Annotated in this window: 16 protein-coding genes; 9 read left to right on the forward strand and 7 right to left on the reverse strand. The window is 72.3% G+C overall.

Annotated features, from left to right (window positions below; genetic code table 11):
• Positions 1–38: 38 nt before the first annotated feature.
• From ACJ5H2_RS15965 to ACJ5H2_RS15980, 4 genes are all read right to left on the reverse strand, one after another.
• Entirely contained in the window at positions 39–1,130 is a 1,092-nt protein-coding gene (locus tag ACJ5H2_RS15965; protein WP_408896405.1) for a PP2C family protein-serine/threonine phosphatase, read from the reverse strand.
• Entirely contained in the window at positions 1,085–1,945 is an 861-nt protein-coding gene (locus ACJ5H2_RS15970; RefSeq protein WP_408896406.1) for an Fpg/Nei family DNA glycosylase, read from the reverse strand. The genes ACJ5H2_RS15965 and ACJ5H2_RS15970 overlap by 46 nt, the downstream gene beginning before the upstream one ends.
• Positions 1,945–2,466 (reverse strand): ribose-5-phosphate isomerase, encoded by a 522-nt coding sequence (locus ACJ5H2_RS15975; RefSeq protein WP_408896407.1) that lies wholly within the window; start codon positions 2,464–2,466, stop codon positions 1,945–1,947. The genes ACJ5H2_RS15970 and ACJ5H2_RS15975 overlap by 1 nt, the downstream gene beginning before the upstream one ends.
• A gap of 61 nt (positions 2,467–2,527) precedes the next feature.
• The gene (locus ACJ5H2_RS15980) at positions 2,528–3,895 is read right to left on the reverse strand and encodes an NAD(P)H-quinone dehydrogenase (protein WP_408896408.1); all 1,368 of its coding nucleotides are present in this window, start codon (positions 3,893–3,895) and stop codon (positions 2,528–2,530) included.
• A 44-nt stretch (positions 3,896–3,939) separates the two neighbouring features.
• On the opposite strand from ACJ5H2_RS15980, the gene ACJ5H2_RS15985 reads away from it, so the two are divergent.
• Genes ACJ5H2_RS15985 through ACJ5H2_RS15995 form a run of 3 tightly spaced genes read left to right on the forward strand, consistent with a single transcriptional unit; the run spans position 3,940 to position 6,433 of the window.
• Positions 3,940–4,821 (forward strand): ABC transporter substrate-binding protein, encoded by an 882-nt coding sequence (locus ACJ5H2_RS15985; RefSeq protein ID WP_408896409.1) that lies wholly within the window; start codon positions 3,940–3,942, stop codon positions 4,819–4,821.
• Positions 4,818–5,678, forward strand: a complete 861-nt coding sequence (locus ACJ5H2_RS15990) for an amino acid ABC transporter permease (RefSeq protein ID WP_408896410.1) — start codon at positions 4,818–4,820, stop codon at positions 5,676–5,678. The genes ACJ5H2_RS15985 and ACJ5H2_RS15990 overlap by 4 nt, the downstream gene beginning before the upstream one ends.
• Positions 5,678–6,433, forward strand: coding sequence for an amino acid ABC transporter ATP-binding protein (locus tag ACJ5H2_RS15995; protein ID WP_408896411.1), 756 nt, complete (start codon positions 5,678–5,680; stop codon positions 6,431–6,433). Before ACJ5H2_RS15990 ends, ACJ5H2_RS15995 begins: the two co-directional genes overlap by 1 nt.
• Positions 6,434–6,493: 60 nt before the next feature.
• Here the strand turns inward: ACJ5H2_RS15995 and lpdA are convergent, their stop codons facing one another.
• The gene (gene lpdA / locus ACJ5H2_RS16000; protein WP_408896412.1) at positions 6,494–7,906 is read right to left on the reverse strand and encodes a dihydrolipoyl dehydrogenase; all 1,413 of its coding nucleotides are present in this window, start codon (positions 7,904–7,906) and stop codon (positions 6,494–6,496) included.
• 142 nt (positions 7,907–8,048) lie between these two features.
• Between lpdA and ACJ5H2_RS16005 the strand changes: the two genes are divergently transcribed.
• From ACJ5H2_RS16005 to ACJ5H2_RS16025, 5 genes are all read left to right on the forward strand, one after another.
• Positions 8,049–8,501 (forward strand): gamma-glutamylcyclotransferase family protein, encoded by a 453-nt coding sequence (locus tag ACJ5H2_RS16005; protein WP_408896413.1) that lies wholly within the window; start codon positions 8,049–8,051, stop codon positions 8,499–8,501.
• Positions 8,502–8,575: 74 nt separating this feature from the next.
• Positions 8,576–10,012: a YncE family protein gene (locus ACJ5H2_RS16010; RefSeq protein WP_408896414.1), complete on the forward strand. Its 1,437-nt coding sequence runs from the start codon at positions 8,576–8,578 to the stop codon at positions 10,010–10,012.
• Entirely contained in the window at positions 10,012–10,863 is an 852-nt protein-coding gene (locus tag ACJ5H2_RS16015) for a purine-nucleoside phosphorylase (RefSeq protein ID WP_408896415.1), read from the forward strand. The genes ACJ5H2_RS16010 and ACJ5H2_RS16015 overlap by 1 nt, the downstream gene beginning before the upstream one ends.
• A gap of 14 nt (positions 10,864–10,877) precedes the next feature.
• The gene (locus ACJ5H2_RS16020) at positions 10,878–11,543 is read left to right on the forward strand and encodes a DUF2332 family protein (RefSeq protein WP_408896416.1); all 666 of its coding nucleotides are present in this window, start codon (positions 10,878–10,880) and stop codon (positions 11,541–11,543) included.
• A gap of 72 nt (positions 11,544–11,615) precedes the next feature.
• Positions 11,616–12,197 carry a Uma2 family endonuclease gene (locus tag ACJ5H2_RS16025; RefSeq protein ID WP_408896417.1) on the forward strand — a complete coding sequence of 194 codons (582 nt, stop codon included), beginning with the start codon at positions 11,616–11,618 and terminating at the stop codon, positions 12,195–12,197.
• A gap of 30 nt (positions 12,198–12,227) precedes the next feature.
• Here the strand turns inward: ACJ5H2_RS16025 and ACJ5H2_RS16030 are convergent, their stop codons facing one another.
• Both ACJ5H2_RS16030 and ACJ5H2_RS16035 read right to left on the reverse strand, forming a co-directional pair.
• Positions 12,228–13,055, reverse strand: coding sequence for an ABC transporter permease (locus tag ACJ5H2_RS16030; RefSeq protein WP_408896418.1), 828 nt, complete (start codon positions 13,053–13,055; stop codon positions 12,228–12,230).
• Positions 13,052–14,068 carry an ABC transporter ATP-binding protein gene (locus ACJ5H2_RS16035; protein ID WP_408896419.1) on the reverse strand — a complete coding sequence of 339 codons (1,017 nt, stop codon included), beginning with the start codon at positions 14,066–14,068 and terminating at the stop codon, positions 13,052–13,054. The genes ACJ5H2_RS16030 and ACJ5H2_RS16035 overlap by 4 nt, the downstream gene beginning before the upstream one ends.
• Positions 14,069–14,131: 63 nt before the next feature.
• Here ACJ5H2_RS16035 and ACJ5H2_RS16040 point away from each other — a divergent pair, with 63 nt between their 5' ends.
• The gene (locus ACJ5H2_RS16040) at positions 14,132–15,082 is read left to right on the forward strand and encodes a helix-turn-helix transcriptional regulator (protein WP_408896420.1); all 951 of its coding nucleotides are present in this window, start codon (positions 14,132–14,134) and stop codon (positions 15,080–15,082) included.
• Positions 15,083–15,105: the final 23 nt, after the last annotated feature.

The raw sequence follows: 15,105 nt of genomic DNA on the forward strand, positions 1-15,105 counted from the left end.
CGCGCAATCGTGCCACACGCCAGGGGGCCGACCCCAACTCAGGGGCGCCGGTGGACCACCAGCAGCGCCCGGTCGTCGTCGGGCGAGCCGACGGCGGCGACGAGGCGGCGGGCCAGGCCGTCCCACGAGCCGCGCAGCAGCGACTCGGCCTCGCCCATCATGTGGTCGATGCCGAGGTCGATGTCGCGGCGCGGCTCCTCGACCATGCCGTCGGTGTAGAGCAGCAGGCTGTCGCCGGGCGCGAGGCGGCCGCGGTAGCAGACGAACTCGGCGTCCTCGACGATGCCGAGGACCGGGCCCTCGGGACGCAGCGGCCGCCAGCGTCCCGAGCCGGCCTCACGCTGGACGGCGGGCGGATGGCCGGCCGAGCGCAGCTCGAAGGCCCCGGTGAGCAGGTCCACCGAGACGTGCACGGCGGTCGCGAAGCCCTCCTCCCAGGCGCGCTGGAGGAGGTAGTCGTTGGCGGCGGGCAGGAAGCGGTCCGGCGGCAGGGCGGCGACCAGGCCGCCCATCGCCCCGGACAGCTGGAGGGCCCGGGTCCCGGCCGCCTCGCCCTTCCCCGAGACGTCGACGACGACGAGCTCGATCCGGTGGGCGGAGTTGACCGCGGTGGCCACGACGAAGTCCCCGGCGAACGGCGATCCGCCCGCGGACGAGAGCGCGGACTCGACCAGCCAGCCGGGTGGAAGTGCGGGGATCTCGCCCTGGGCGAGGATCCGGTCGCGCAGGTCGACCAGCATGGACTGGCCGCGCATCGGCCCGACGCCGATCTGGCCGCGGCGCAGCGACATCACGATCACCAGGACGGCGATGGTGGCCGTGACGCCGAGCGCCGTCGCGATCCGCAGGGTGTACTCCTCCTGCAGCACGCCCGCGGTGACGAGCGCCAGCAGGATGTAGCTCGCGAACCAGGGAAGCAGCCGCCCGCTGAGGAACAGGATGCCCAGCACGAGGGGCAGGAAGAGCAGGTTGATCGGGACGTCGACCGGGTCGAGCCAGATCCCGACCACCACCAGCCCCGCCGCCAGGGCGAGGGCGATCGCGATCCCGAGATCCGTCACCATCCACCGGCGTCCGGCGGCGATCATCGGCCCGCCCGCGAGCGGAAGACCGGCTGGCAGCGCGCGCACCAGAACAGGTTGCGGCCCCCGAGCACCTCGGTGCGGACCTTGCTGCCGCAGACGTGGCAGGCCTGACCGGCCCGGCGGTAGACGTAGACCTCGCCGCCGTGGTCGTCGACCCGGGGCGGGCGACCCATCGCGTCCGGGCTGTGCTCGGGCCGGACGGTGTCGATCCGCCCGGTCTGCACTCCCTCCCCCATCAGCACGACCAGATCGTCCCAGATCGCGCGCCATTGCGTGCGACGAAGCGTCCGACCGGGCCGCATCGGATGGATCCGGTGCCGGAACAGCACCTCCGCACGGTAGACGTTGCCGACGCCCGCCAGGACCGTCTGGTCCATGAGCAGCGTGCCGATGGGCGCCGCACTCCGTGCGATGCGAAACCAGGAGCGGTCGGGGTCGGCGTCCGCGCGCAGCGGGTCGGGCCCGACCCGCGCGGCGACCGCGTCGCGCTCGGCTGCGGTCACCAGTGCGCAGGTGGTGGCCCCGCGCAGGTCGCCGTACGCCGCCGGCCGGGTCGCCGTCGCCGGCCGGACCAGGCGCAGGCGCACCTGGCCGACCGGGAGCGGGACGTCGGCGCCCGGCGCCAGCTCGCGCACGTCGAAGGTGCCGTAGAGGCCGAGGTGGACATGCACGAAGCGCTCGCCCTCGAAGCGGACGAAGAGCTGCTTGCCCCAGGCATCGGCATCGAGGAGCAGCGCGCCGTCGAGTCGCGCGGCGGACTCGGCGAAGCGGCCCTGAGGGCTGCCGACCTGGACGCGGTTCCCCCCGAAGACCGCGGTCAGCTCGCCGGCGAGGCGGTGGAGGGTATGCCCTTCGGGCATCAGTCCCGTCCGGGCTCGGGCTGCCCCGTGCCGCGGGCGGACTCCGGGAGGGGAGGCAGCTCTCCCGTGGTCTCGTACGACGACAGCTGGCCGATGCGGCGCACGTGCCGCTCGTCGCCGGGGAACGGCGTGGTGAGGAAGACCTCGACCAGGCGGGTCATCTCCTCGAGGGTGTGCATCCGCCCGCCCACCGCGACCACCCAGGCGTCGTTGTGCTCGCGCGCCAGCGTCGCGGTCTCCTCCGACCAGGCCAGCGCGGCGCGGACGCCCTTCACCTTGTTGGCGGCGATCTGCTCGCCGTTCCCGGATCCGCCGATGACGACGCCCAGGCTGTCCAGCCCGGCGTCTCGGTCCGCCACGACGCCCTCGGCGGCGCGCAGGCAGAAGACGGGGTAGTCGTCGAGTGCGTCGTAGACGAAGGGGCCGTGGTCGACCGGCTCGTAGCCGTGCTCGCTCAGCCAGCCGATGAGGTGGGACTTGAGCTCGAGACCGGCGTGGTCGCAGCCGAGGTGAACGCGCATGGGCCCATTCTCGCAGGCGGGGTGGGGGCGGGGTGAGCCGGCTGCTGCGGGCTCACCTCCCCTACGCCCGGTGCAGCCGGCGCGCGGCCTCGGCGATGGAGCCGCTGATCGACGGGTAGACGGTGAAGGTCTGGGCCAGCTGGTCGGCGGTGATCCGCTCGGTGACGGCGAGGGCGACCGGGTGGATCAGCTCCGAGGCCCGGGGCCCGACGACGACACCACCGAGCAGGCTGCGTGAGCCGGGAGCGACGAAGAGCTTCACGAAGCCGTCGACGATCCCCTGCATCTTGGCCCGCGCGTTCGTCGCGAGCGGCTGCACGATCACCTCGGCCAGCACCTCGCCGGCGTCGACCTGCCGCTGGGTGACCCCCACGGTCGCGATCTCCGGCGAGGTGAAGACGTTGGAGGCGACGACGCCGAGGTCGAGGGGCTGGACGGCGTCGCCCAGCACGTGGGCCATCGCGATGCGCCCCTGCATGGCGGCCACCGACGCGAGCATGAGGACGCCGGTGCAGTCGCCCGCGGCGTACACGCCGGGGGCCGAGGTCCGGGAGACCCGGTCGACGGTGACGAAGCCTCCCTCGTCGAGGGCGACTCCGGCCGACTCGAGACCGATGCCGGCCGTGTTGGGCACCGAGCCGAGGGCGAGGATGCAGTGCGAGCCGGTGACCTCGCGCCCGTCGGCGAGGGTGACCCGCACCGTGTCGCCGTCGCGGGCGACGGACTCCATCCGCGAGCGGGACAGCACGGTCATGCCCCGCCGCGTCAGCACGTCCTCGAGCACCTGCGCCGCGTCCTGGTCCTCGCCGGGCAGCACCCGATCGCGCGAGGACACGAGGGTCACCGGGATGCCGAGCGACTGGTAGGCGCTGGCGAACTCGGCGCCCGTCACACCCGACCCGACCACGATGACGTGCTCCGGCGTCTCGGCGAGGTCGTAGACCTGCTCCCAGGTGAGGACCCGCTCGCCGTCGGGCCGGGCCGTCGGCAGGACGCGTGGTGCGGCACCGGTCGCGACGAGCACCGCATCGGCGTCGTACGCCGTCTCGGTGCCGTCCGCGAGCGTGGCGACCACCCGCGCGGGGCCGTCGAGGCGCCCCCGACCGTGGACGACGGTCACGCCCTCGCGCGCCAGGCGGCTCGCGATGTCGGCGGACTGCGCCAGCGCGAGCGCCTTGACCCGCTCGTTGACGCGCGCCAGGTCCACGCGGGGGGCCCGGACGTCGATGCCGAGCTCGCCCGCCTCGCCGAGGTCGGTCATCACCTCGGCGGTGGCGATCAGGGTCTTGCTGGGCACGCAGTCGGTCAGGACCGCCGATCCACCCACGCCGTCGGAGTCGACGACGACGACCTCCGCCCCGAGCTGGGCGGCCACCAGGGCCGACTCGTAGCCACCGGGTCCGCCACCGACGATCACCACGCGCGTCATGGCCGCCATTCTTGCAGCGGAGGCCCGGCCCTACGATTCCTGCCATGCGTCCTGCCCTGCGCCTGTCCCGCGCCGTCACCCCCGTCGCCGCCGTCCTCCTCGCCGCCGCGGTCGCCGCCTGCGCTCCCGCCGAGGACGAGCCGGAGCAGAGCGGCAAGAGCGCGTCCGCCGACGAGTGCGCGCCCGCCGACCTGCCGCTGGTGAAGGAGGGCGTGCTGACGGTCGGCACCGACTCCCCCGCCTACGAGCCGTGGTTCGTGGACGACGACCCGGCGAACGGGCAGGGCTTCGAGTCCGCGGTGGCGTACGCCGTCGCGGAGGAGCTGGGCTTCGCCAAGGACCAGGTGGAGTGGGTGACGGTCCCGTTCAACAACTCCTACAAGCCGGGCCCCAAGGACTTCGACTTCGACATCAACCAGATCTCGGTCAACCCGGAGCGCGAGAAGGCCGTCGACTTCTCCGACGGCTACTACTCCGCCGCCCAGGCCGTGATCGTGCTCGAGGACAGCCCTGCGGCCGAGGCGACCTCGCTCGCCGAGCTCGCGAAGTTCAAGATCGGCGCGCAGACCGGCACGACGTCGCTGACCGCGATCCGCGACGTCATCAAGCCCGAGCAGGAGCCGCTGGTGTTCCAGAACACCAACAACGCCAAGCAGGCGATGCTCAACGGCCAGGTGGACGCGATCATCGCCGACCTGCCGACCGCGTTCTACATCAGCGCCGCCGAGATCGAGGACAGCACGCTCCTCGGCCAGTTCCAGTACGACGGCGGCCAGACCGAGGAGTTCGGCCTGCTGTTCGAGCAGGGCAACGAGCTGCTCCCCTGCGTCAACGGCGCGATCGCCGCGCTGAAGGAGGACGGCACGCTCGCCGAGCTCGAGCAGAAGTGGCTGTCCGACGTCGTGAGCGTGCCCGAGCTCTCGTGAGCTCGTCCGTCACCGACTGGCAGCCCAGCGAGCGCGAGCTCGCCCGGCGCCGCACCCGGTCGCGGCAGCACCGGCACCGGGTGGTGGTCGCGAGCATCGCGACCGTCGTGGTGGTGGCCGTGCTGGGGGCGGCGCTCGTGCTGTCTCCGGGGTGGCCGCGGGTGCGCGCCACCTTCCTCGACCTGCACCACGCGAAGGAGTCGCTGCCGACCATCGTCGAGGGCTTCTGGCTCAACGTCCGGATGTTCCTCATCGCCGAGCCGGTGATCCTCGTCATCGGCCTGGCGCTGGCGCTGGTGCGGCAGGCGCGGTCCGCCTGGCTGGTCCCGCTGCGCGGCCTCGCCGTCCTCTACACCGACGTGGTGCGCGGCATCCCGACCCTGCTGCTGGTCTTCCTGTTCGTCTTCGGCATGCCGGCCCTCGGCCTGCAGGGCATCCCGTCGAGCATCTTCTTCTGGGCCACGGTCGCGCTCGTCGTCTCCTACTCCGCCTACGTCGCGGAGGTGTTCCGCTCCGGCATCGAGTCGGTGCACCCCTCCCAGCTCGCCAGCGCCGAGGCCCTGGCGCTGTCGCGGGGCCAGACGATGCGCCACGTGGTGGTCCCGCAGGCGGTGCGCCGCGTCGTACCCCCGCTGCTCAACGACTTCGTCTCTCTCCAGAAGGACACCGCGCTCGTCGCGTCGGTCGGGCTGTTCGACGCCCTCTTCGCCGCGGCCGACTACGGCAACTTCAACTTCAACTTCACCCCGTACGTCGTCGCGGCGCTCTTCTTCATCGCGATGACGGTGCCGCTGGCCCGGCTGTGCGACGTGCTGGCCCGGCGCCTGGCCCGTCGCGAACGCGCAGGAGGACTGTGATGGCCGCGCTGCTGGAGGTCCACCACCTCCGCAAGACCTATGCCCGGCACGACGAGCCGGGCCGCCGGGTGGTCCTCGACGACCTCTCCCTGAGCGTCTCCCCCGGCGACGTCGTCTGCCTGATCGGCTCGTCGGGCTCCGGGAAGTCCACCCTGCTGCGCTGTCTCGACCTGCTCGAGCCGATCGACGACGGGGTGATCGAGTTCCAGGGCCGCGAGATCTCCGACCCGGCGGTCGACCCGCGCGTCGTGCGCCGCGACATCGGCATGGTCTTCCAGGCCTACAACCTCTTCCCCCACCTCAGCGTCCTCGACAACTGCACCCTCGCGCCGCGCAAGGTCCACGGCCTGAGCGCGGCGGCGGCGAAGGAGAAGGCGCGCGACCTGCTCGCGCGGTTCGGCCTCGACGAGCACGTCGACAAGCACCCCGACCGCCTCTCCGGCGGGCAGCAGCAGCGTGTCGCCCTGGTCCGTGCGCTGTGCACCGACCCGGCGCTGCTGCTGCTCGACGAGATCACCGCCGCCCTCGACCCCGAGCTGGTCGGCGAGGTCCTCGACATCGTCCGCAGCCTCGCCGACGCCGGTACGACGATGGTGCTGGCCACCCACGAGATGGGCTTCGCCCGCGAGGTCGCCTCCCACGTGTGCTTCCTCGACGGCGGCCGGATCGTGGAGGAGGGCGCTCCGGCGCAGGTCCTCGGCGCACCGGAGCAGGCGCGCACCCGGGAGTTCCTGCGCCGGGTCCTCCCGGCCTGAGGCCCCGAGAAGCAGACCGGCCCCCGCCCGCCGGAGCGGGAGGGGGCCGGCGTACCTCGCTCAGAGGTTGATCATGTGCCCGGCGATCCCGTGGATCGCCTCCTTGACCGCCTCCGACAGGGTCGGGTGCGCGAAGACGTTGCGGCCGACCTCGTCCGCCGTGAGGTCCCACTTCTGCGCCAGGGTCAGCGCGGGGAGGAGCTCGGTCACGTCGGGGCCGATCATGTGGGCGCCGAGGATCTCGTTGAACTCGGCGTCGGCGACGATCTTCACGAAGCCCACGGCCTCGCCGAGACCCTGGGCCTTGCCGTTCGCGGAGAAGGGGAACGACGCCGTCTTGACGTCGTAGCCCTTGTCCTTGGCCTGCTGCTCGCTGTAGCCGAAGGAGCCGATCTGCGGCTGGCAGTACGTCGCGCGCGGGATGAAGTCGTACTCGACCGGCATCGTCTCGGCGCCGGACATGTGCTCGGCGGCGACGATGCCCATCGCCTCGGCGACGTGGGCGAGCATCATCTTGCCGGTGACGTCGCCGATGGCGTAGACGCCGTCGACGTTCGTGCGGCAGAACTCGTCGACCTGGATCGCGCCGCGGTCGGTGAGGGCGACGCCGGCGGCCTCGAGGCCGTAGCCCTCGACGCGCGGGGCGAAGCCGAAGGCCGCGAGGAACTTGTCGGCCTCGAGCACCTGCTCGTCACCGCCCGCGGCCGGCGCGACCCGGACCTTCACGCCGGACCCGCCCGACTCCGCGAGGTCCTCGACGCCCTTGACGGCGGTCGAGGTCAGCACCTTCACGCCGAGCTTCTTGTAGTGCTTGGCGAGCTCCTTGGACACGTCGGCGTCCTCGGTCGGCACCATCCGGTCCAGGAACTCCACGATCGTGACGTCGACGCCGAAGTTCTTCATCACATACGCGAACTCGACGCCGATGGCGCCCGAGCCGCCGATGATCATGGACGAGGGCAGGCTCTCGTCGAGGATCTGCTCCTCGTAGCTGACGATGTTCTTGCCGTTGACCTCGACACCGGGCACGGTGCGCACCGTCGCACCGGTGGCGATGATCAGGTTGTCGCAGGTGTACTCGGCGGTGGAGCCGTCGTTCAGCTTCACCGAGACCGCCTTCGGCCCGGTCAGGGTGCCCCAACCGTCGATCTCGGTGATCTTGTTCTTCTTCATCAGGTAGTGGACGCCCTTGACGATGCCGGCGCTCACCTGGCGGGAGCGCTGGTGGGTCGGGCCGTAGGCCATCGTCGCGTCGCCCTCGATGCCGAACTTGGCCTTCTCGTGGGTGAGCGTGTGGGCCAGCTCGGCGTTCTTGAGCAGCGCCTTCGACGGGATGCAGCCGACGTTGAGACAGACGCCGCCCCAGTACTTCTTCTCGATCACGGCAACGGACTTGCCGAGCTGGGCGGCGCGGATCGCGGCGACGTACCCACCGGGGCCGGCACCGAGGACGAGGACATCGAAGTGGGTCACGAATGCCAGCGTAGTAGGCCCCCATCCCGTGCCCTGCATCACGCTCAGGGCAGCGTCGCCCTACTGGCGGGTACGTCGGCACGGGTCGCCGTCCGAGCGCAGGCTCCGGCCCGTGCGCGACGCCACCCACTAGCCTGAGCCCGTGACGTCGTACGCCGCCTACGGCACCAACCTCGACCCTCAGCGGATGGGCGAGCGGTGCCCGCACTCGCCGCTGCAGACCACCGGCTGGCTGACCGGATGGCGGCTGACCTTCGGCGGCGAGGAGCACGGGTGGGACGGCTCGCTCGCCACGATCGTGCCGGACCCGATGAGCGCCGTCTTCGTCGCCGTCTACGACGTCAGCCCGCTGGACGAGCCGAGCCTGGACGAGTGGGAGGCGGCCGACTCGGGGCTCTACCGCCGGACGAAGGTGCGGATCGCGACGATGGTCGGGGAGGTCGTCGCCTGGACCTACGTGCTCGACGCCTACGAGGGCGGGCTGCCCTCGGCGTCCTATCTCGGCGTGATCGCCGACGCGGCGGAGGCGGCGGACGCGCCGGCGGACTACGTCGCCGCGCTGCGTCAGCGCGCCTGTCGCTCGACCGGCCTCTGAGCGCGCGCGGCCGCCGCGGCCGGCGGACCGCACCGGAAGCGTGACCCCGAGGAAACCTGAACCGTTGTCAGGTCATGCGGACGTCCTCCCGTGCTCTCCGACGCCTGTCCCTGGCCGGCACCGCCGTCGCCGTCGCCGCGCTCTCCCTGGTTCCAGGCGCCGCGCCCGCCCAGGAGGCCGTGCCCGCCCGCGCCGCGGCCGCTGACACGTTGCCCGCGAGCCCGACGGCCCTCCCCCGGCGCGCCCCGGGCCTGCGCGACGTCATGTGGGTCGGCAACAACTGGGCCGGCACCGCGAGCATCGTCGACGCCCGCGACTTCACGGTCCTCAAGCGCGGGGTCGACCTCATCCCGGACAAGGCGCAGGAGCTCGCCGACATCCGCAAGGACCCGGTGGCGCTGGCCTACTTCCTGCTCATCCGGTACGGGCCGGGCGAGGGCCACGACCAGTTCGTGGACGACATGTTCACCACGCTCGACGGCCGCTATCTCGCCGTGTCGCGGCCGAGCTTCGCCGACGTCGTGTGGGTCGACATCGCCAAGGCCACGGCCGGTGAGCCCGGCGCGATCGTCCGCGAGCAGTCGATGGACGGCCACCGCAGTGACCACATGGCGCTCTCGCCCGACGGCCGCCGGCTGCTCGTCTCCGACTCGACCGAGCGCCAGGTCATCGAGTACTCCATGGTGGACGAGACCCTCACCGACGGCACGGTCGTGCGGATGGGCGACCGGATGCGCACCTTCGTCTCCGGCGAGACGCCCCACGAGAGCAACTACACCCGCGACGGCGAGGAGATCTTCCACGCCTCGATCGGCCTGGTCTACACCCCCGGCGACCTGCCGCTGCTCGACGGCCTCAAGGGCGACCGCTGGTTCCAGGTGGTGCGCAACTCCGACTTCTCGATCCTGGAGCGCTGGGGCATCGGGCGCGAGCTCGCGGAGGCCGGCTACCCGAACATGAGCAGCGCGGTCCGCCCGATGGCCGTCTCCCCCGACGAGCGCTATGTGTACTTCCAGGTGTCCTTCTTCCACGGCTTCGTGGAGTTCGACACCCAGGCGCCCGACCTCAACGGCAAGGTCGACTACACCCTCGGCGGGGTGGCCGAGCCGTCGGTCGGCGCGGTCACCCGGCTGGTGCCGCTGCCCAACCGCGTGCCGAACATGCTGCGCGAGCGGTACGTCAACGACTCGGCCCACCACGGCCTGTCCATCAACGCCGACGGCGACACCCTCTGCGTCGCGGGGACCATGGACGACTACGCGGCGCTGGTCGACCGCACGTCGGGGCGCGCCACGATCTTCGACCAGCAGACCACCGGCCACGGCTATCTCAAGCCCTACTGGACGACCGAGGGTCTCGGCGACACCTGCTGGATCTCGCTGTCCGGCAGCGACGCCGTCGCCGTCCTCGACACCGAGACCGGCGAGGAGCTCGCCTACCGCGAGGTCGGCGACCACCCGCAGCGGGTCCGGCACGGCTACGTCCCGGAAGCACTCGTCGCCGGCTGGTGATGAGTAGGCTCGGCGCCGTGACCGAGTCCCCCACGCCGTACGCCCTGGCCGAAGAGGCCGCCTCCCGCCTCGCCGAGCTCACCGGGGTCGCCCGGCACGATGTCGCCCTCGTCCTCGGCTCCGGCTGGCTGCCGGCGGCCGACGCCCTCGACGGCGCGGGTGGCGCGAACACGACCGAGATCGACGTGACCTCGCTGCCCGGCTTCGCAGCCTCTGCGGTCCAGGGTCACTCCGGCAAGGTCCGCTCGATCCGGATGCCGGGTGCCGACGGCGCCGAGGACCGCCACCTGCTGGTCTTCCTCAGCCGCACGCACTACTACGAGGGCCGCGGCGTGGCCGCCGTGGTGCACGGGGTGCGGACCGCCGCCGCCGCCGGATGCCGCGCGATCGTGTTGACCAACGGCTGCGGCGGGCTGAAGGAGAGCTGGACGCCCGGCACGCCGGTCCTGATCAGCGACCACATCAACCTGACGGGCCAGTCCCCGATCGTCGGCGCCAACTTCGTCGACCTGACCGACCTGTACTCCTCGCGCCTGCGCGCGCTGTGCCGCGAGGTCGAGCCGACGCTGGACGAGGGCGTGTACGTCCAGTTCACCGGGCCCCATTACGAGACGCCGGCCGAGGTGCGGATGGCGGGCATCCTGGGCGGCCACCTCGTCGGCATGAGCACCACCCTCGAGGCGATCGCCGCCCGCGAGGCCGGCATGGAGATCCTAGGCATCAGCCTGGTCACCAACCTCGCGGCCGGGCTGAGCGGCGAGCCGCTCGACCACGCCGAGGTGCTGGAGGCCGGACGCCAGGCCGCGACCCGGATGGGCGCGCTGCTCGGCGACATCGTCCCGCGCATCTGAGGCCTCCTCTGTCGATGGAGCCCTACGCCGAGGTCGAGGAGTCCTACCGGCGCTTCGCCGTCGAGGCCGCGGACTCCCCCACCTTCGCCGCCTGGGCGGGTGCCGTGGCCGACGACCCGGAGCTGCTCGCCTGGATCCGGGCCCTGCCGGAGCTCAAGCGGCAGCCCAACCTCGTCTTCGCGGCGGCACGCCACCACGGCGTCCCCGCGCCCGGCCCGTACGACGCCCTCCGCGCGGCGCTCCTGGACGACCGCGGCCCGATCCGGGCCTGGCTGGAGACGCTGGTCTGGCCCGAGCAGGACGAGCGACGGGCCCGGCTGGTCCGCGCGATCGAGGTGGCCCGGCGCGAGCCCCCGCTGATCCTGCGGGGCGACCTCGTGGACGAGCTGCCTGCCGCCGTCGACCGGGCCGCGGAGCACGGCACCGTGGTGGTCTTCCACAGCGCGGTCATCGCCTACCTTCCGCCGGAGCGTCGTACCGACTTCGACGCGCTGGTCCGCGACCTCGTCGGGGCCGGAAGGTGTCACTGGGTGAGCAACGAGGGCAAGCAGGTGCTGCCGTCCGTGACCGCCACCGGCCCGGCCATCCCCGACGGCCACCCGACCTTCGTGCTCGGGATCGACGGGCGGATGGTCGCGCAGACGCACGGCCACGGACGCACGCTGCGCTGGACGGCCTGAGCCCTGTGGACGACCGAGCGCCTCTGTCGTAGGCCTCCCGCACGCTGGTCGGCATGGAGGCGAGGAGGCACCATGGGAGCCATGACACTGCCGCGGCCCACCCTCGAGCACGGCGACGTGATCGTGCGCGAGGGACCGTTCACGGTCGCGGAGCGCGATGCGGTCCCCGAGAACGGCTACCGACATGAGCTGCTCGACGGAGTCCTGCTCATGACGCCGACGCCTCGACCGCGACACCAGTCGATCGTCGTCGAGCTCCTCGTGCGCCTGAGGGCAGCAGTGCCCAGGGAGTTGCAGGTCTATGTCGCGCCCTTCGATGTCCGCATCGGGGAGCACTCCGCGATCCAGCCCGATCTGGTGGTGATCCGGCGCTCCGACCTCACCGAGTCCGGCGTTCGCGTCGCACCGGTCCTCGCCGTCGAGGTGCACTCGCCGTCGACCAAGGCCTACGACCTGGGACCGAAGAAGGACATCCTCGCCGCGGCCGGGTGCCGGTCGTATTGGACGGTCGATCCGCGGGGGCCCGAGCTGACCGTGTGGTCGCTGCGTGAGGGCGGCTACGTCGAGACGGCCCGCGTGGCCGCCCAGGAGACCTGGACGGCCACGGAGCCGTTCGCGGTGACGATCACGCCGGTCGACCTGCTGGACCTCTGAGTCCTGCTCGGGGCGGCGTGGGCGGCGCCGTCAGCTGGCGCGGTTCATCCGCCGCACGCCGACCCACAGGCCGAGCACGCCGACGACCAGGGAGGCCGCGATGCCCGAGAGCACCGTCTCGGCCGGGTAGGTGCCCGCGAAGAGCGCGCGCTCGGCCTCGACGATGTAGGTGAGCGGGTTCAGGTCGGCCGCGGTCCGCAGCCAGCCGGGAGCGCCCTCGAGCGGCAGCAGCACCCCGGCGAGCAGCAGGAGCGGGAAGATCACCGTCTGCTGGACCGTCCAGAACACCCACGACTGCTCCTTCGCCGCGACCGCGAGAGCGAGGCTGAGGGCGCCGAGACCGACGCTGAAGGGCACCAGCACCACGACGCCCAGGAGGACCCCGCCGACGTGCAGGTCGAACGCGAAGGGCGTCACGGCCGCGACGATGATCAACGTCTGCAGGAGCAGCGGCACCATCTCGCGCAGCGCCTTGCCGATCATCAGCGAGGAGCGCCGCACCGGCGAGACCAGCAGGCGCTCGAAGGAGCCACTGATGATCTCCTCGGACAGGTTGGCGCCGGTGAAGGAGGCACTCATCAGCGCCGTCATCGACACGATGCCCGGCACGAACCACTGCAGCGCGGAGCCGCTGGGGGTGTCGGGGAGCAGCGGCGCGAACAGGCCGAGGAACACCAGAGGCTGGACCATCGCGAAGAGGACGGACACCGGCTGGCGCAGCACCGGCTGCAGCTCGCGGACGAGCACGTTCACGATGTCGGCGACCAGGCCGACGGGCCGCGACGCGACCCGGGTACGACGCGCGGCGGCCGGCGCCGTGGCGGCCCGGTCGCTCGGGAGGCTGATCTCGACGGTCATGCTGCTGCTCCTTCGGTGGTAGTGCCGGTGCTGGTGGTCGGGTCCTCGCGCAGGCTGCGCCCGGTGAGGTTGAGGAAGACGTCGTCGAGGGTGGGTCCGACCACCTCGAGACGGGTGACGGGCGTGCCCGCCGCCGCGAGGTCGGCGACCAGGCCGGGCGCCGCGTCGCGGCCGAACGCCGCGCGGAGGTCGACATGGCTGCCGGTCACGACGACCTGGGCGCCCGCGACGCGGTCGGCGCGCTCGGCCGCGGCCCGCGCCTGGTCCGCGGAGGCGAAGTCCATCGCCACCAGGTCGCCGAGCGCCGACTTCAGCGCCGACGCGGTGTCGTCGGCGATGACCCGGCCGTGGTCGATCACGATCACGCGGCCGGCGAGGGCGTCGGCCTCCTCGAGATAGTGGGTCGTGAGCACGATGGTCGTGCCGAGCTCGGCGTTGAGGCGGCGCACCTGCTCCTGCAGGTTGACCCGGTTCTGCGGGTCGAGGCCGGTCGACGGCTCGTCGAGGAAGAGGATCGGCGGCTCCTGCACCAGGCCGATCGCGATGTCGAGGCGCCGTCGCTGGCCGCCGGAGAGCTGGGCGACCGGCCGGTCGGCGTGCTCGGCGAGGTCGAAGGACGCGAGCAGCTCCTCGGTCCGCGCGCGGGCGTCCCTGCGGGACAGGCCGTGCGCGCGGGCCTGGGCCATGACCTCGTCGCGGCCGCGGAACTGGTGGCCGGCGGCGTTGCCCTGGCCGACGTACCCGATCGAGCGGCGGACCGCGGCGCGCTCGCGGACCACGTCGTGACCCGCGACCTCCGCGGTCCCCTCCGTCGGCGCGATCAGCGTGGTGAGCATGCGCAGCGTCGTGGACTTGCCGGCGCCGTTGGGACCGAGGAAGGCCACCAGCTCGCCGGCCTGGATCTCCAGGTCGAGACCGCGCACGGCCTCGATCGTCTGCTTGTTGCGGGTGAAGTGGCGGGTGAGCCCGACGGTGCGGATCACCGGCCTGCCTGTCTGGGTGCTGTTCTCCATGACCACCACGCTAGGGAGCATTCCGGTCAACTTCTGTCCTGATTGCGACCTATTCTCGGAGACATGAGCACGAGCGCCCGGATGCTGCGCCTCCTGTCCCTGCTGCAGACCCACCGGTTCTGGACCGGCGGCGAGCTGGCCGGCCGGCTGGAGGTGAGCGAGCGCACCCTGCGCCGCGACGTCGACCGCCTGCGCGAGCTCGGGTACGACGTCGACGCGGTCCGCGGCGCGGCCGGCGGCTACCAGCTGCGTGCCGGCGGGGCGATGGCTCCGCTCCTGCTCGACGACGACGAGGCCGTGGCCGTCGCCGTCGGTCTGCGAGCGGCGGCCAACGGTGGCGTCCCCGGCTTCGAGGACACGACACTGCAGGCGCTCACGAAGGTCATCGCACTGATGCCGCCCCGGCTGCGGCGCCGCATGGACGCCCTGCAGACCCAGACGGAGGGCCTGCCGTGGGCGGGCGGACCGGCGCTCGACCCGACCGTGCTCACCACGCTCGCCCAGGCCTGCCGCGACGACGAGGTGGTGACCTTCGCCTACACCGCCTTCGACGGCACCAGCTCGACACGCCGGGTCGAGCCGCACCGGCTCGTGAACCTCGGCCGGCGCTGGTATCTCGTCGCCCACGACCGGGAGCGACAGGACTGGCGCTCGTTCCGGGTCGACCGGGTGGCCGGCGTACCGGTCACGACGGGTCAGCGCTTCCGGCCGCGCGAGATCCCGGGCGGCGACGCGGCGCAGTACGTCAACCGGGGCCTGCGCAACCGGCCGCAGCGCCATCAGGTCCGCATCGTGCTCCACGCCCCGGCGGCCGAGGTGGGCGCGGTGGTCGGACGCTGGGCGAGCGTCGACGCACTGGGCGAGCGGACCTGCCGGATGACGATGAACACCGACAGCCTCGACTGGCCGGTGTTGATCCTGGTCAACCTCGACTGCGACTTCGAGGTCGAGGAGCCCGCCGACCTGACGGCGCTGCTGGGACGGCTCGCGGCCCGCTCCGCCGTACCACGCTGACTTCGGGTCCCCGCACGGCTCTG

Origin of the sequence: Nocardioides pymetrozini, assembly GCF_046058985.1 — a bacterium.
GTDB lineage: Bacteria > Actinomycetota > Actinomycetes > Propionibacteriales > Nocardioidaceae > Nocardioides.

What these genes read in the sequence shown, in the direction of transcription:
- ACJ5H2_RS15970 (WP_408896406.1), bottom strand. Translation starts at nt 1,945, where the DNA reads ATGCCCGAAGGGCATACCCTCCACCGCCTCGCCGGCGAGCTGACCGCG.
- ACJ5H2_RS15975 (WP_408896407.1), bottom strand. Translation starts at nt 2,466, where the DNA reads ATGCGCGTTCACCTCGGCTGCGACCACGCCGGTCTCGAGCTCAAGTCC.
- ACJ5H2_RS15980 (WP_408896408.1), bottom strand. Translation starts at nt 3,895, where the DNA reads ATGACGCGCGTGGTGATCGTCGGTGGCGGACCCGGTGGCTACGAGTCG.
- ACJ5H2_RS15985 (WP_408896409.1), top strand. Translation starts at nt 3,940, where the DNA reads ATGCGTCCTGCCCTGCGCCTGTCCCGCGCCGTCACCCCCGTCGCCGCC.
- ACJ5H2_RS15995 (WP_408896411.1), top strand. Translation starts at nt 5,678, where the DNA reads ATGGCCGCGCTGCTGGAGGTCCACCACCTCCGCAAGACCTATGCCCGG.
- ACJ5H2_RS16010 (WP_408896414.1), top strand. Translation starts at nt 8,576, where the DNA reads ATGCGGACGTCCTCCCGTGCTCTCCGACGCCTGTCCCTGGCCGGCACC.
- ACJ5H2_RS16015 (WP_408896415.1), top strand. Translation starts at nt 10,012, where the DNA reads ATGAGTAGGCTCGGCGCCGTGACCGAGTCCCCCACGCCGTACGCCCTG.
- ACJ5H2_RS16020 (WP_408896416.1), top strand. Translation starts at nt 10,878, where the DNA reads ATGGAGCCCTACGCCGAGGTCGAGGAGTCCTACCGGCGCTTCGCCGTC.
- ACJ5H2_RS16025 (WP_408896417.1), top strand. Translation starts at nt 11,616, where the DNA reads ATGGGAGCCATGACACTGCCGCGGCCCACCCTCGAGCACGGCGACGTG.
- ACJ5H2_RS16030 (WP_408896418.1), bottom strand. Translation starts at nt 13,055, where the DNA reads ATGACCGTCGAGATCAGCCTCCCGAGCGACCGGGCCGCCACGGCGCCG.
- ACJ5H2_RS16035 (WP_408896419.1), bottom strand. Translation starts at nt 14,068, where the DNA reads ATGGAGAACAGCACCCAGACAGGCAGGCCGGTGATCCGCACCGTCGGG.
- ACJ5H2_RS16040 (WP_408896420.1), top strand. Translation starts at nt 14,132, where the DNA reads ATGAGCACGAGCGCCCGGATGCTGCGCCTCCTGTCCCTGCTGCAGACC.